Below are 14,600 nucleotides of genomic sequence, written 5' to 3'. Positions count from 1 at the left end.
CTCTTCCGATCTTACGCCGACGCGGACGACCTCGTCATGGTCGGCGTTCTCAAGGGCGCATTCGTCTTCCTCGCGGACCTGTCCCGCAAGCTCACGATCCCTCGCACGATCGAATTCATCGCCGACGCCAGCGAAGGCCTGCGCGCCGACCGCATCTTCTTCATGGAGATGAACACCCGCCTTCAGGTCGAGCACCCGGTGACCGAGGAGATCACCGGGGTCGACCTGGTCGAATGGCAGCTGCGCGTCGCCAGCGGCGAGCCGATCCCGCTCAAACAGGAAGATCTGTCGATCAACGGCTGGGCCATAGAAGCGCGGCTCTATGCCGAGGACCCGGCCAAGGGCTTTTTGCCTAGTATCGGCAAGCTCGATTCGCTCGACCTCTACGACGATAGCGCGCGGATCGAGACCGGGGTGGTTGAAGGCAGCGAAGTATCGCCTTTTTATGATCCAATGATTGCCAAGGTCATTGTCCACGCGGAGAGCCGGGCGGAAGCGATCAACCTGCTTGGCTCGCAGCTGGAAATTGCGCGCGTTTGGCCTGTAAAGACGAACAAAGGCTTCTTGGTCCGGTTGCTCAAGAATGAGAGCGTCCGCGCCGCCGACCTGGACACAGGCTTGATCGAGCGAAACTTCGATGCGCTGACCACCCGTCCGCAACTATCTGATCGCACGTTAAGCGACGCCTCGTCCTGGCTCCTGAGAGAGTCGAGCGACTACGACCAGCGCGTCTCCGGCCTATCAGGCTTCCGCCTCAACAGCCCACAGCGCTCGCTTCAGCGGCTCAATGTCGATGGAGAGACTGTTGCACTCGACTTCGATCCTACTCCGCTCGGTGGGCGGTTCGAGCACGGGTTCATGGACGTCATGCACCACGGTTCGCAGTTTGTGCAGGTAGAAGGCGATATCTACGAAATCAGCTGGCCGCGCGCCTCCGGCACCGGCCACCACCACGCCCACGACGGAGACATCATCGCCCCCATGCCAGGCAAGGTGATTGCGGTCGATGTTGCCAATGGCGAGGAGGTCAAGGCCGGGCAGCGGCTGATGGTGCTCGAGGCGATGAAGATGGAGCATGCGCTCGCCGCGCCCTTTGACGGGACGGTGCGCGAGCTCACCGCCCAACCCGGTGCGCAGGTCCAGGTTGAAACATTACTGGCGGTGGTCGAACCCAACGAGGAATAGGGTTAGCCCCAAACATCCGTTCGGGCTGAGCTTGTCGAAGCCCTGTTTTTCCTGTTCAAAGGGAAGTGCGCCCCTTCGACAGGCTCAGGGCGAACGGGGAAGGATGGGCAAATGAAAATCTTCATCACCGGCGCATCGGGGTTTGTCGGCGGCGCGGCGGCGCGACACCTCGCGGCCAAGGGGCACGAGATTATCGCCATGTCACGCTCCGAAAACTCGGACGCCAAGATCCGCGCGTTGGGCGGCACGCCGGTCCGTTGCGATCTTGAGAATGTTTCCGCCGAACACATGGCAGGGGCCGACGCGGTCATCCACTCGGCTGCCTTTGTCGAGGCATGGGGGCCGAAGGACGCCTGGCACCGCTTCAATGTGCTGGGCACGCAGCACATGCTCGATGCGGCGCGTGCGGCAAGCGTGAAGCGCTTCATCCATATCGGGACCGAGGCAGCAATCGTGTACGGACAGGATGTTCGGCATGCCGATGAGAGCTATCCGCTCGCGCCCGATTCCCCCTTCCCCTATTGCGCAACCAAGGCGCAGGCCGAAATGAAGGTAGTGAGGGCCAATGGCCCCGGTTTCGAGACCATCGTGCTGCGCCCCCGCTTCATCTGGGGGCCGGGCGACCAGACCCTGCTGCCCGCGATCGAGGCCATGGTGAAAGCCGGCAAATGGGCATGGATCGAACATGGGAAGGCCCTGACGTCCACCACCCATATCGACAATCTGGTCCACGCCATCGAACTCGCGCTCGATCACGGTACGCCGGGTGAAGCCTATTTCATTCTCGACGACGGTGAGGTGAGCATGAAGGACATGATCGCTGGAATTGCCGCCTCGAAGGGGCTGGAACTGCCCGACAAGTCGATCCCTTCGTGGGTGGCAGGCACAATCGCCGCTGTGAGCGAGCCCGTCTGGCGCATCCTGAACCTCAAGGGCAAGCCGCCCCTGACCCGGCACGAGGCCATGGTGCTGGCGCGCGACTGCACGCTCAGGGGCGACAAGGCGTGCGCCGGGCTGGCCTATGCTCCAATCGTCACCCGCGAACAGGGCCTCAGGCAGCTGAAGGCCTGAATGGGTCCACGCAGCCTAAAGAACTTCGTGCATGGCGAGATACTTCCTCGCATCGCGCGGACGGCGAAACAGCACGCCGCGTTCGCTGTATAGCACCAGCAACAGGCCCAGCAGGCTGCAAATCAGCAGCGCCAGTGCAAGCGGCAGGGCACTGCCGTTATAGGCCTGTCCGATCAGTATCCCCAGCCCGGCGCCGGTCCCCATGCGGATGAACGCCTGGACCGAGGACGCGGCGCCCGCAGTATCGTAAAACGGCTGCATCGCAATCGAACCGAAGTTGGAACCGATGAAGCCCAGCAGGCACAGGTTCGCCGACATCAGCGGAATGAACCATGCGAGGGAATCGGGGTGGTCGATCGCGGCATAGACCTGCACCGCCGACACCGCGATGAAGGTCACCAGTGCCGTATGCGACACGCGGCGCGCGCCGAAACGTTCGACGATGCGCGAATTGGCAAAGCTGGATATTGCCAGAGTCGAAGCTGTTACGCCGAAGATCAGCGCGAAATATCTTTCCGCCCCGAAATGCTCGCCGATCAGCTGCTGCGCCGAATTGATATAGCCGAACAAGGCCCCGAAGGTGATTGCGCTGCCCAGCACGTAACCGATTGCCACACGGGTTCGCAGCGTCAGCGGCAGATTGCGCGCGATTGTCCGCACATCGATCGGCTGGCGATCCTGCGGTGCCAATGTCTCTGGCAGGCGAACCCAGGTCCAGGCACACACCAGCGATGCCAGGATCGCCATGACCACGAAGATCCAGCGCCAGCTTGCAAACAGCATCACCGCCTGCCCAACGCCGGGTGCAAGCACCGGCACGACCATGAAAACGATGAAGATCAGCGACATCAGCCGCGCCATCGCGTCTCCTTCAAAACGGTCTCGGATGATGGCGGCGGGCAGCACCGCCAGCCCGGCAGTGCCAAATCCCTGCGCCATGCGAAAGGCAATCAGCATCTCGAAACTTGTCGCCCATGCACACAGCAGCGAGGCGAGCGCATAGATCGCGAAAGTCAGCACCAGAATGGGGCGGCGGCCAAAGCGATCCGCCAGCAATCCGGGAATGAGGCAACCGAGTCCGCTGGAAATCATGTAGCTGCCAATCACGAACTGGCGCTGGTTCTGGTCCAGAACATTCAGCGATGCCGCAATATCGTCCAGCGCGGGCAACATCGAATCGATCGCGAGCGCGTTGAGCGACATGATCGCCGCCATCAGAGTGACGAATTCGCGCTGTCCGATGACCCGGTTGTCACCGGCCGAGGATGTCACTGTTATCGCCATGCGCCGTCCATGCCCAACTCGCCAATGACTGGAAAGCGAAAATTGCTTGCCCGGCATAGCTTGCAAGCCCGTTGCTGCTTCACGGCCCACAATCGCCTACACAGCTGGCATGACGCAGGCTGAAACCGATTCTGGCGAGGCCGGGGAAGGCGAAGAGGAGGCCGGCACCGGCCTGCGCAAGATTATCCATGTCGACATGGATGCGTTCTACGCGTCCGTCGAACAGCGCGACAATCCCGAGCTGCGCGGAAAGCCGATTGCGGTGGGCGGATCGGGCGAGCGCGGCGTGGTCGCCGCAGCGAGTTACGAAGCGCGCAAGTTCGGCGTGCGCAGCGCCATGCCTTCGGTCACCGCCAGGCGACTGTGCCCCGACCTGATCTTCGTGCGGCACCGTTTCGATGCCTACAAGGAAGCCTCGCGGCAGATCCGCAGGATCTTCGAACACTACACGCCGCATGTCGAACCGCTGAGCCTCGACGAGGCCTATCTCGACGTGACGGACGATCTGCTGGGGATCGGCTCCGCCACCCGCATCGCCGAACTGATCCGGCAGGAGATCAAGGCCAAGACGCAGCTCACCGCCAGTGCGGGCGTGTCCTACAACAAGTTCCTCGCCAAGATCGCCAGCGACCAGAACAAGCCTGACGGAATGTGCGTGATCCGGCCCGGCCAGGGCGCGCAATTCGTCGCGGGGCTGCCCGTACGACGTTTCCACGGCGTGGGGCCCAAGGGCGCGGAGAAGATGGCGAAGCTGGGAATCGAAACCGGGGCGGACCTCGCCGCCAAGGATATTGACTTTCTGCGTCAGAATTTCGGCAGTTTCGCCGATTATCTCTATCGCGCCGCGCGCGGGATCGATTTGAGGCCGGTGCGCGCGCATCGCATTCGCAAGTCTGTCGGCGGCGAGCGGACGTTCAACGAAGATATCTCGTCAGGCCCGGCGCTGCGCGAAACGCTGCGCGATATCATCGATATCGTTTGGGAAAGCATCGAGCGCACCAAATCCAGGGGCCGCACGGTGACGCTGAAGATGAAGTTCACCGATTTCCAGCTCATCACCCGATCCCGCTCGGTGCCACAGGCGGTATCCGGCAAGGAGGAATTCTCGCAGCTTGCGCATCATCTCCTGGAAGAAACTTTGCCGCTACCCATGCCGATCCGGCTGATGGGGCTGACGCTTTCAAACCTGGAACGCGACGAGGATGCGGAACCCAAGCGGGAGGATGCGCAGCTCTCCCTTCTTTAGCTTCCGTCCTTGCCAATTTGCGCCTGCCACCTCTCAAGCCGAGTCCGGCTGAGGGAGCCAATCGGCCGGGGCAGCGAGGCGGGCTCAAACACCCGCGCCTCCACCACTTCGCGCATGTCCGGGCGCAGTTCTCCCTGCAACCGCGCGGAGACAAGATAGGCGGTGTGCCGCGATCCCGAAATCACTTCCTCGAAACTCTCGAACAGCTCGACCTGCTCGATCAGGCAGCCGACTTCCTCGCGCATTTCGCGATGGGCCGCATCCTGCGGCTCCTCGCCCCGCTTGATCCCTCCGCCTGGCAGGGCCCAATGGCCGGAACCATAGCTGTGCCGGACCAGTAGAACCCGCCCCTGCGCATCGCTCGCAATCACCGTCACACCGGATATCGGGACCTTGCGCAGAAGACGCCATTTGTGCCGCACGCGGTGCGCTATCTTCAGCGCGAGCCGGTGCAGCGGAGGCGGGATCAGGCGAAACACGTGACCGGCTGCGTCGCCGCCACCAGCAGCCGGGCGACAGGCAGGTCGTGCTCTCCGCGCATTGCCGCTTCGAACACTGCGCGCTTTTCCGCAGAGCCGCCCAGCGTGAACAGCACCGCTCCGCTGTTGAGAAGCGAAGGGATCGTAAGCGTAATGCGGTCGAACGGAGCCTCTGGCGGCAGCGGATCGGGTGTAAGCCGCCGGATCGCCTGCCCATCATGCACCTGCGGATCGGTGTTAGGGAACAGCGAAGCGATATGCCCGTCCGCGCCCATGCCCAACCACGCCAGCGCAAAGCGCGGCACCTGCTCCATCTCGCTCAGCGTCACGACTTCCGCGCCCGCAGGTTCGAACAGAGCGCGGATCTTGCCAGTGTTGGAGGCGGGGTGATCCTCCGCCACAATCCGGTCATCGCCCGGCCACACCAGCAGGCGGGAAAAGTCGAGATCGCGTGCGACCAGCTCCTGGAAGACCGGAAACGGCGTCGATCCGCCCGGCACGGTGATCGCGACCGGGCCTTCGCCCGCAGCCAGCTCGGCACCGATGCGCTGCTCCAGCCAGTCGGCGACTTCGCCGATCCCGGCTCCTTCGATGATTGTGACCTCTGCCATGCAAGCACTCTAGCAAAAGGGCCGCTTCCGAACAGTGCGGAAACGGCCCCGATCAAAGGAATAGCTATGCGCTGCCCGCTACTTGCCTATTTGAGCGTCTGCGAAAGGAACCAGACGCGTTCTTCCGCCTGATCGGTCCAGTCGTCGAGCATCCCGTCCGTGGCATTGTCATTCGCATTGCCCGCCAGTTCCTTCAGCCCCTTGAGCCGCGCGACCAGCGCCGCATTGTCGTCGCGCAGTTCCGCAACCATCGCTTCCGCGCTCAGCAAGGTATCGTCCTGATCCCTGACTTGAGTGTGCCGGACGACCGAGCCGATCGACGTCAGCGTATCTTCGCCATTTTTGCGCACGCGTTCACCGATCGCATCGACCTGACCCAGAATTGCACCCGCCTGCTCGTCGAACATCAGATGCAGGTCGCGAAAGCGCGGTCCCGCCACATGCCAGTGGAAGTTCTTGGTCTTGAAATAGAGCGCCAGATGATCGGCCAGCAGAGCGTTGAGCTCGCTTGCCAGTGCCTTCTTCGCATTGTCTCCATGGGTAGCCATCGAAAATCCTTCACCTTCCTGAATTTGCGTTGTTGGCCATCTCCATAACGCATCGGGAACACTAAGGCTTTCGATCATTTTCGGTATCAATAATCGATTTCATCGATTGACTACAGGATGCCGCGCGCGCCGAGCATGATCGCCACGGCCAGCACCAGCATGACGCCGCCGAGCATCAGGCGGATGCTACGCAAACGCAGGACATGCTCCAACCTCTCGCCCATGCTCCAGCCGAAATAGAGCGCGGCCGCGCCGCCGATCGCCCCGCCCAACCCGGCCATGGGCGCAAGCGCGGTCGCCGCAGCGAAGGCAAAGATCGCGAAACGGGCGGCATCGCCGATCTGCCGGGTCAAGAGGACGAGAGAAAACGCGCCGAGCGAGCGGGTCGGTTCGCTCGGGATCTTCATCCGGACTGGCCAGAACAACTCCACCGCCGCCACCAACAGGGCGAAGCCGATCAGCATTGACTGCGCCGCACCGGGCAGAAGCGCGGCGATGGTCGCTCCGGCCCAGGCCATTGCTCCTGCCGAGATCGCACAGGAAAGAAGCACCGCAGCCAGCAAGCCGCGGCTTTGCCCTGACACTGCGGAAAATCGCGCTACCAGCAACTGGTCATGCCCGCCCAACGAAGCGAGAAACACAGCCACCAGCGGGAAGAGAAACGAGTCCATGCGCCGCCGAGGTTAGCCTGCGCGTGCGACCAGCGCCATGCTGTAGCGCCGACTGATCCACGACGCGCGTTCAATCAACTGGCCGCTGGCGCGGGTGAGGCCGGTTCAAACAGTGCAGCGATTGTGAAGCGAAAGATCTGGAGCGGGTGAAGGGAATCGAACCCTCGTCGTCAGCTTGGGAAGCTGCTGCTCTACCATTGAGCTACACCCGCAAACGGCTGCGTGCCCAGCCGCCTGAACGCCGCCTTTGCCGCGCGTGCACGTTCCGGTCAATGGCGTTTTCATTCAGGCCCAGTTGGAGAAGACTCGTCCCGCCTGCGAATTGCCCAAAAACGCCCTTTCGCAGGCGCTTACCGCAATACATTGATGGCTTTCGCAAGAGTTCCGCCCGGTCGGCATGAATTTCTCATCATGTCGTTCCCGGGGCAATTGCCGTTACGGCATCCACACTCTTCGAAGTTTGTCCTAGTTCTCTCGTAGTTGTCGGCAAACCGCATGTTCCACTGGCTGATGCTCCAGCCTTGCCAATTACCGAAAAATTCGATCTAATCAGTCTACAAAATAGAGGGGAACGCGCCCCAACGACGGGCGCAATAGGGAGAGGACATTTCAATGAAAAAGCCCGAATTGTATCTCGGAACGGCGCTGGCTGCGCTGGTCGCAACGCCCGCTTTTGCACAAGACGAAGCGGAAGCGCCCTCGATGGCCGAAAACGTCATCATCGTGACCGCACAGCGCCAGGCTCAAAGCCTGCAGGAAGTTCCCATCGCGGTGAGCGCTTTCAGCGCGGAAGCGCTTGAAGAGCAACAGATCGAAAACAGCAGCGACCTGCAGCTCACTCTGCCCAACATTACCTACACCAAGACCAATTTCACATCGTCCAGCTTCACCATTCGCGGCATCGGCGACCTTTGCGTTGGCGTTTCGTGCGATACCGCCACCGGCATCCACGTGAACGACATGCCGCTCCTGGCATCACGTCTGTTCGAGACCGAGTTCTTCGATCTGGAACGGATCGAGGTGCTGCGCGGCCCCCAGGGCACGCTGTTCGGCCGGAATGCGACATCGGGTGTGGTCAATGTCATCACTGCAAAGCCCGACCTTTCCGGATTCTCCGCTTCCGGCGATTTCGAATATGGCAATTTCAACAGCATCAAGGCCAAGGGGATGGTCAATATTCCCATTGGCGAAACACTTGGTGTCAGACTGGCCGGCTTCTACCTCAATCGTGACGGCTTTACGAAGAATCTGACCACCGGCAACGATATCGACGGACGCGATCTCTATGCGATCCGCGGAACCCTGACCTGGGAACCCACGGCCGACACCAAGGTGACGCTAATGGGTTATTATTTCGAGGAAGACGACAACCGCTCGCGTATCCAGAAGCAATTGTGTCACCGCGACCCCACCGGCGTGCTGGGATGCCTTCCCGACCGGCTGGACTACGATGTGCTCAATTCCAATGCGACTCTGGCCGGGGTGCTATCATCCAATGAATTGCTGGGAATCGCGGTCGCACCTTCTTTCGCACCGCTCGGCCTCAACAGCCTCTATGGCACGGACGCTTTCAGCACGGCACAGAACCCGCGCGATCTGCGCACCGTCGCAATCGACTACGAGCCGACCTATTTTGCACGCGAAGAAATCTACATGGCCAAGCTGGAGCAGCGTCTCGGTTCGATGACGTTGAATCTGACCGGAGGCTACAGCAAGAACCGTGTGGACTCGACCGTTGACTACAACCTCAGTGTGCAGGATTCGCTGGCCAATAATGCCGGCCTTCTCGCGCTGCAGGCCTATGCCAACACGCCCGGTTTCGACGCGATCTTTGGGCCGGTAGCAAACGCCTTGATCCCCAATGGCCCGGCAGGGGCCGCCTGCCAATCGGCAACCGATCCCAATGGTGTGGGTGTTTTCGGCGGCAATAGCGCTGGCTGCTTCGAAACCAGCCTCAACTTCGACCGCTCGGAACAAGACCAGGAACAATGGTCGATCGAAGCGCATCTCGACAGCGACTGGGACGGACCGTTCAACATGCTGCTCGGCGGTATCTACCTGGACGGCAAGACCAAGGATAACAGCTACTACGTCAACAGCTTTGGACTGGACTATGCGGCTGGTATCCTGGGCGCTGCCGTGACCGCATCGGGTGCAACAGGCGGCCTTCCCGTCTATCGCATTACGCCCTTCTACCGGAACAATTCGCCGCTGATGCACCTCAAGAGCTACGGCTTTTTCGGTGAAGCCTATTTCGAGGCAACCGACCGCCTGAAGCTGACTGTCGGCCTACGCTACAATCACGATGAAAAGTTCCTGCGCGCCCGGACGCTGCTTTACAGTGACGGAACCTCGAGCGAATTCTCGGGCGGTGCCGCGATAATCGCGCCCTATTCGGCAACCACCTTCACCGACGCGCTCAACTATGCGACGGCGGACTTCGACAAGGCGACCCCAGGCGTTCAGGAATGGCAGGAGCGCAGCGTGAGCTTCAATCGCATGACCGGTCGTGCGGTCGTCGATTACGAGCTATCGCCGGATAATCTCCTCTACGCGTCCTATTCGCGCGGCTACAAGTCGGGAGGCATCAATCCGCCGCTATCGGTTGGTGCGGTCAACGAATCCTTCGCTCCGGAAAAGGTCGACGCCTTCGAGATCGGTTCGAAGAACGTATTTGCCAATGGCAAGATGACACTCAACCTCACGGGCTTCTACTACAAGTACAAGGGCCTGCAGTTGAGCCGTATCATTTCGCGCACTTCGGTGAACGACAATGTCGATGCGAATATCTGGGGCATCGAGGCTGAAGCGATAATCGCCCCGATCCCCGATTTCGTGATCAATATGAACGCGAGCTACCTCAATACCGAAGTGTCGGCCACTAAGCTGCTGATCAACCCGCGCGACGTTTCGGCGGGCCGCAGCGATACCGTGATTATCAAGGACATATCGCTGGCCAGCAATTGTGCGGTGACTTCCACTGTGGGCAGCGCCGCTGCCGCAAATGGATATGTCGCGGCAATCAATGGCGGCGTCGGCCTCCAGGCCCCCGTTCCAATCCCATCGACCAACACAACCGGCGCGTTCTCGTTCTGCCAGGCACTGTTCGACAATGCGCCAACTGTCGGCGCACTGTTTGGCGGGATCGAGGTTACATCGGGCGTCCCGGTCGATATCAAGGGCAACAAGCTGCCGCAGGCGCCGGACTTCAAATTCTCGGTTGGCGCGCAATACACCTGGTGGTTGGGCGACCTCAGCCTGGTCCCGCGTCTCGACCTGACATACACGGGCGAGAGTTACGGCAGCATCTTCAATGACCAGATCAACCGGATCAAGGGCTATGAAATCCTCAACGCGCAAATCCAGCTGAATGGCAAGGATGACCGCTGGTATGTCAGGGGATTTATCCAGAATATCACGAACAATGACGCGACGACGGGTCTCTATGTCACGGACCAGTCCTCCGGCCTGTTCACCAACATCTTCACGCTCGATCCGCGCCGTTACGGCGTGGCCGTGGGCGTGAAGTTCTAACTTAGGGTTCCAATCTGAAAGAGGGGCGTCGCGGGCAGTCGCGGCGCCCCTTTTTATTTCCCGGGCACCCCGAAGATTGCGATACTGGCCAACTGCGCATAATATGCGCAACGCAAGGCACAGGCCGGGGGATGCAGGGCGAGGACAAGCCGCAATATGCGCAAGACCACAGCATGGGACGTCGCCGAGAAGGCAGGCGTCAGCCAGTCGACCGTTTCGCGGGTGTTTACCGGCGCGTCACGGATCAGCGAGGCCACGCGCGAACGCGTTCTCGAGGCGGCCCGCTCGCTCGATTACCTGCCTGACAAGCGCGCATCCAGGCTGCGCAGCGGGCAGACCGGGGTCATTGCGGTGGTGCTCATCATTCGCGCCGAAGATCGCTCGCAGGAGGTCAATCCTTTCACCTATGCGCTGCTGGGCAGCGTTTGCCGCGCCGCATCGGCACGCGGTTACGAGACGCTGGTGTCCTTCCAATCGTCGGAAGACAATTTCTACGGGCGCTATGTCGAACAGCGCGATGCGGATGCGATGATCGTGCTGGGGACGACTCAGAACCCAAGGGCCTGGGCCCATTTCCGGCCCATCCTGCAGGAATCCGATCACTCGGTATGCTGGGGGCTTCCCTTCGAGGAAGCGCATTCGGTCCGTTCCGATAATCGCCTGGGCGGCAAGCTGGCTGCCGAGCATCTGTGGCAAAAGGGCTATCGCAAGCCTGTCTTCCTTGGCCCAATCGAAAGCGCCCAGCGCCAGTTCAACGAGCGCTTCGAAGGCTTCAGCCAGGCCATGAAGGAACTCGGCGGTGAAGCGGTGGTGATGCGCGATCTCAGCACCAACGACCGTTTCGAACAGGGGCGCGAGGCGATCGCGCGGCTGGCAGTGAGCGGCCAGACCTATGATTCGATCTTCGCCGCCTGTGACTTCATTGCGCTCGGCGCGCTCGAGGCGCTGGTCGAACGCGGGGTTTCCATCCCGCAGGAAGTTGGCATCGTCGGGTATGACGGACTCGCCGCGACCGCACACGCCAACCCACCACTGACTACGATCAAGCCGGACCTGGAGGAGGCAGGCCGCCAACTTGTTGCCCGCGTGCTCGACGAAGAGACCGATAGCGCCGCACCGCTCGCTCCGGTCGAACTGATTGCCCGGGCCAGCACTGCCCGCAATTGAAGGCGCGCGCTAATCCGGCGGATTAAGCCGCCGCTGCCCCTTCGCGACGCATTCTGCCAGCCAGGTCTTGCCCGCCCTCACCCGAGCCAGGCTTTGCGTGTCGCTATGCGTGACGAGCCATAGGCCCCGCCGGATCTTCGTGCTGGCACACACTGGCACGAGGTCACCCGCGTCCTCGGCGATGAAGCAAGGCAGAACTCCGATCCCCGCGCCTTCGACGATCAGGCGATGCTGGGCGTTGATGCTCGACGAACGGATTCTCGCTTCAAGCCCGGCATGGAACTCATCGAGATAGTTGAGCTCGGGTGCAAACAGCAGGTCTGGAACATAGCTGACGAGTGTGTGACCATGCGCCAGATCGGCGGGGGTCGCCGGCGTGCCGCGCTCCTCCAGATAGGCCGGGCTGGCATAGAGCCTGAGCGAATAGTCTGACAGCTTGCGGCACAGGACCGGCCCAGCCTTGGGCCGCGAAAGCATCACGGCGATGTCCGCCTCGCGTTTGGAAGGACTCAGAAAACCGCTATTGGCCACCAGTTCCACCGTGAGGTTAGGATGCTCCAGGGCGAACTGCCCCAGATAGGGAGTCAGGAACTGGCTGCCGAACCCCTCGGCAACGCTCATGCGCAGCACACCGCTCAACCCCGTTTCGGACGCCATTTGCTCGTCGATCGAGCGCGCCGCCTGCGCCATGGCCTCTGCCTGGGACAGCAATCGCTCACCCGCTTCGGTAAGGGTCTGGCCGGTTCTGGTCCGTTCGAATAGAGTCGTCTGGAGTCGCGCTTCGAGCCGTTTGAGCCGCCGCCCAAGAGTGGTTGGATCGAGCCGGAGATTTTGCGCAGCGAGCCCGATTTTGCCCGTTTCGGCCACCGCGAGAAAGACCCGGATATCGTTCCAGTTGAGATCCTGCATATTTGCAGGTGGTACATGCGAATTTACTGGTTGTCTGCACGAAATCCGTGCCGCATCGGGATGTGACAAAGTGGAAGAGGATTGAAGATCATGCGCCAGATCGACCATTTCATCGTTGGCGGAGGGGGCACCGCTCCCGCACGCAAGCACCAAATCTGGAATCCTTCGACCGGCGAGGTCCAGGCCGAAGTCGCTCTGGGCGATGCCAGCCTGCTCGACAAGGCCGTGGCAGCCGCAAAGAAAGTCCAGCCCGCATGGGCCGCGACCAATCCGCAGAAACGCGCCCGCGTGATGTTCGAGTTCAAGCGGCTGGTTGAGGCAAACAAGCAGGAATTGGCCGAACTGCTCTCGTCCGAACACGGCAAGGTGGTCGAGGATGCGCATGGCGACGTGCAGCGCGGATTGGAAGTGATCGAGTTTGCTTGCGGTATCCCGCAGGCGCTCAAGGGCGAATATACGCAGGGTGCCGGCCCAGGCATCGATGTCTATTCGATGCGCCAGCCGCTCGGCATCGGAGCGGGTATCACTCCGTTCAACTTCCCCGCCATGATCCCGATGTGGATGTTCGGCATGGCGATCGCTGCGGGTAACGCCTTCATCCTCAAGCCGTCCGAGCGCGATCCCAGCGTGCCGGTGCGGCTGGCCGAGCTGTTCCTCGAGGCTGGCGCGCCCGAGGGGCTGCTGCAGGTCGTCCATGGCGACAAGGAAATGGTCGATGCCATCCTCGATCATGCTGACATCAGCGCAGTGAGCTTCGTCGGCTCATCCGACATCGCGCAATATATCTATGCGCGCGGCACCGCCAACGCCAAGCGGGTGCAGGCCTTTGGCGGGGCGAAGAACCACGGCGTGGTGATGCCCGACGCGGACCTCGACATGGTGGTGAACGACCTTACGGGTGCGGCCTTCGGCTCTGCCGGCGAGCGCTGTATGGCGCTGCCGGTGGTGGTCCCTGTCGGCGAAGATACGGCAGAGCGGCTCAAGGAAAAGCTGATTCCCGCCATCCATGCGCTTCGCGTGGGCGTCTCGACCGACCCCGAGGCGCATTACGGCCCGGTCGTCACGCCCGAGCACAAGGCGCGGATCGAGCAGTGGATCTCCACGGCCGAGCAAGAAGGCGGCGAAATCGTGGTGGACGGCCGCGGTTTCAGCCTGCAGGGCCACGAGAAAGGCTTCTTCGTCGGCCCGACGCTGATTGACCATGTCACGCCGCAGATGAAGAGTTATCAGGAGGAAATCTTTGGCCCGGTGCTGCAGATCGTGCGCGCCAAGGACTTCGAAGAGGCTGTGCGCCTCCCCTCTGACCACCAATATGGCAATGGCGTCGCCATCTTTACCCGCAACGGCCATGCCGCGCGCGAGTTCGCCAGCCGCGTCAATGTCGGCATGGTCGGTATCAACGTCCCGATCCCCGTCCCGGTGAGCTATCACAGCTTCGGCGGATGGAAGCGCTCCGGCTTTGGCGATATCGACCAATACGGCATGGAAGGCCTGCGGTTCTGGACCAAGTCCAAGAAGGTCACCCAGCGCTGGCCCGATGGCGGCGGCGATGGTAGCAACGCTTTCGTCATTCCAACTATGGGGTAAGTCCTATGCACAAACTGTTACTTCCGATCGTTTCGCTCGGCCTCGCATCCTGCGCCGGCTACGACGATATGGCGAGCGCACCCACGCCTGTGGAGATCGACTATATTTGTGATGCGGCTGCCGCGCAGGGCCATATCGGCCACGATGCCACTCAGGCTATGGGCGCGGCGATCCAGAAGGATAGCGGCGCACGGACGCTGCGCTGGGGGCCGCCCAATTCAGCCTGGACAATGGACTACCGCAAGGATCGCGTGAACGTCCGCTATGACGATGGAATGAAGATCACCGAAATCACCTGCGGCTGAAGC

13 protein-coding genes and 1 tRNA gene are annotated in these 14,600 nt (G+C 61.5%); 7 read left to right on the top strand and 7 right to left on the bottom strand.

Annotation, left to right across the window (positions count from 1 at the left end; translation table 11 throughout):
• Together ACQY6C_RS03500 and ACQY6C_RS03495 are read left to right on the top strand one after the other, a co-directional pair.
• A partial coding sequence (locus tag ACQY6C_RS03500; RefSeq protein WP_427964766.1) for a biotin/lipoyl-containing protein occupies window positions 1-1,185 on the top strand: 1,185 nt, incomplete at its 5' end.
• Window positions 1,186-1,296: 111 nt separating this feature from the next.
• Complete coding sequence (locus ACQY6C_RS03495) at window positions 1,297-2,256, top strand: NAD-dependent epimerase/dehydratase family protein (RefSeq protein WP_427964763.1); 960 nt, start codon at window positions 1,297-1,299, stop codon at window positions 2,254-2,256.
• A gap of 15 nt (window positions 2,257-2,271) precedes the next feature.
• Here ACQY6C_RS03495 and ACQY6C_RS03490 read toward each other — a convergent pair whose 3' ends face one another.
• Window positions 2,272-3,540, bottom strand: a complete 1,269-nt coding sequence (locus ACQY6C_RS03490) for a multidrug effflux MFS transporter (RefSeq protein WP_427964760.1) — start codon at window positions 3,538-3,540, stop codon at window positions 2,272-2,274.
• Between the two features lie 109 nt (window positions 3,541-3,649).
• On the opposite strand from ACQY6C_RS03490, the gene dinB reads away from it, so the two are divergent.
• Complete coding sequence (gene dinB / locus ACQY6C_RS03485; protein ID WP_427964758.1) at window positions 3,650-4,786, top strand: DNA polymerase IV; 1,137 nt, start codon at window positions 3,650-3,652, stop codon at window positions 4,784-4,786.
• Here the strand turns inward: dinB and ACQY6C_RS03480 are convergent.
• From ACQY6C_RS03480 to ACQY6C_RS03460, 5 genes are all read right to left on the bottom strand, one after another.
• A complete protein-coding gene (locus tag ACQY6C_RS03480; protein WP_427964755.1) occupies window positions 4,783-5,265 on the bottom strand; it encodes an NUDIX domain-containing protein in 483 nt (160 codons plus the stop codon). The two genes, dinB and ACQY6C_RS03480, sit on opposite strands and share 4 nt — an antisense overlap.
• Entirely contained in the window at window positions 5,253-5,876 is a 624-nt protein-coding gene (locus ACQY6C_RS03475) for a 6-phosphogluconolactonase (RefSeq protein WP_427964752.1), read from the bottom strand. Before ACQY6C_RS03475 ends, ACQY6C_RS03480 begins: the two co-directional genes overlap by 13 nt.
• An 86-nt stretch (window positions 5,877-5,962) precedes the next feature.
• The gene (locus tag ACQY6C_RS03470; protein ID WP_427964749.1) at window positions 5,963-6,424 is read right to left on the bottom strand and encodes a Dps family protein; all 462 of its coding nucleotides are present in this window, start codon (window positions 6,422-6,424) and stop codon (window positions 5,963-5,965) included.
• A 110-nt stretch (window positions 6,425-6,534) separates the two neighbouring features.
• Window positions 6,535-7,095: a TMEM165/GDT1 family protein gene (locus ACQY6C_RS03465; RefSeq protein ID WP_427964746.1), complete on the bottom strand. Its 561-nt coding sequence runs from the start codon at window positions 7,093-7,095 to the stop codon at window positions 6,535-6,537.
• 138 nt (window positions 7,096-7,233) lie between these two features.
• A tRNA-Gly gene (locus ACQY6C_RS03460) sits at window positions 7,234-7,307 on the bottom strand.
• A gap of 400 nt (window positions 7,308-7,707) precedes the next feature.
• Between ACQY6C_RS03460 and ACQY6C_RS03455 the strand changes: the two genes are divergently transcribed.
• Both ACQY6C_RS03455 and ACQY6C_RS03450 read left to right on the top strand, forming a co-directional pair.
• The gene (locus ACQY6C_RS03455) at window positions 7,708-10,629 is read left to right on the top strand and encodes a TonB-dependent receptor (RefSeq protein WP_427964743.1); all 2,922 of its coding nucleotides are present in this window, start codon (window positions 7,708-7,710) and stop codon (window positions 10,627-10,629) included.
• A gap of 156 nt (window positions 10,630-10,785) precedes the next feature.
• On the top strand, window positions 10,786-11,796 hold the full coding sequence (locus tag ACQY6C_RS03450; RefSeq protein ID WP_427964741.1) for a LacI family DNA-binding transcriptional regulator: 1,011 nt from the start codon (window positions 10,786-10,788) through the stop codon (window positions 11,794-11,796).
• A gap of 9 nt (window positions 11,797-11,805) precedes the next feature.
• Here ACQY6C_RS03450 and ACQY6C_RS03445 read toward each other — a convergent pair whose 3' ends face one another.
• Complete coding sequence (locus tag ACQY6C_RS03445) at window positions 11,806-12,705, bottom strand: LysR family transcriptional regulator (protein WP_427964738.1); 900 nt, start codon at window positions 12,703-12,705, stop codon at window positions 11,806-11,808.
• A gap of 90 nt (window positions 12,706-12,795) precedes the next feature.
• On the opposite strand from ACQY6C_RS03445, the gene ACQY6C_RS03440 reads away from it, so the two are divergent.
• Window positions 12,796-14,292: a CoA-acylating methylmalonate-semialdehyde dehydrogenase gene (locus ACQY6C_RS03440; RefSeq protein WP_427964735.1), complete on the top strand. Its 1,497-nt coding sequence runs from the start codon at window positions 12,796-12,798 to the stop codon at window positions 14,290-14,292.
• A 5-nt stretch (window positions 14,293-14,297) separates the two neighbouring features.
• The gene (locus ACQY6C_RS03435) at window positions 14,298-14,597 is read left to right on the top strand and encodes an I78 family peptidase inhibitor (RefSeq protein WP_427964733.1); all 300 of its coding nucleotides are present in this window, start codon (window positions 14,298-14,300) and stop codon (window positions 14,595-14,597) included.
• The last annotated feature ends 3 nt before the right edge of the window (window positions 14,598-14,600 follow it).

The sequence above is a fragment of the Altererythrobacter sp. genome, assembly GCF_050299635.1.
Classification (GTDB): Bacteria; Pseudomonadota; Alphaproteobacteria; order Sphingomonadales; family Sphingomonadaceae; genus Erythrobacter.
This window is presented reverse-complemented; position numbering and strand designations above follow the sequence as displayed.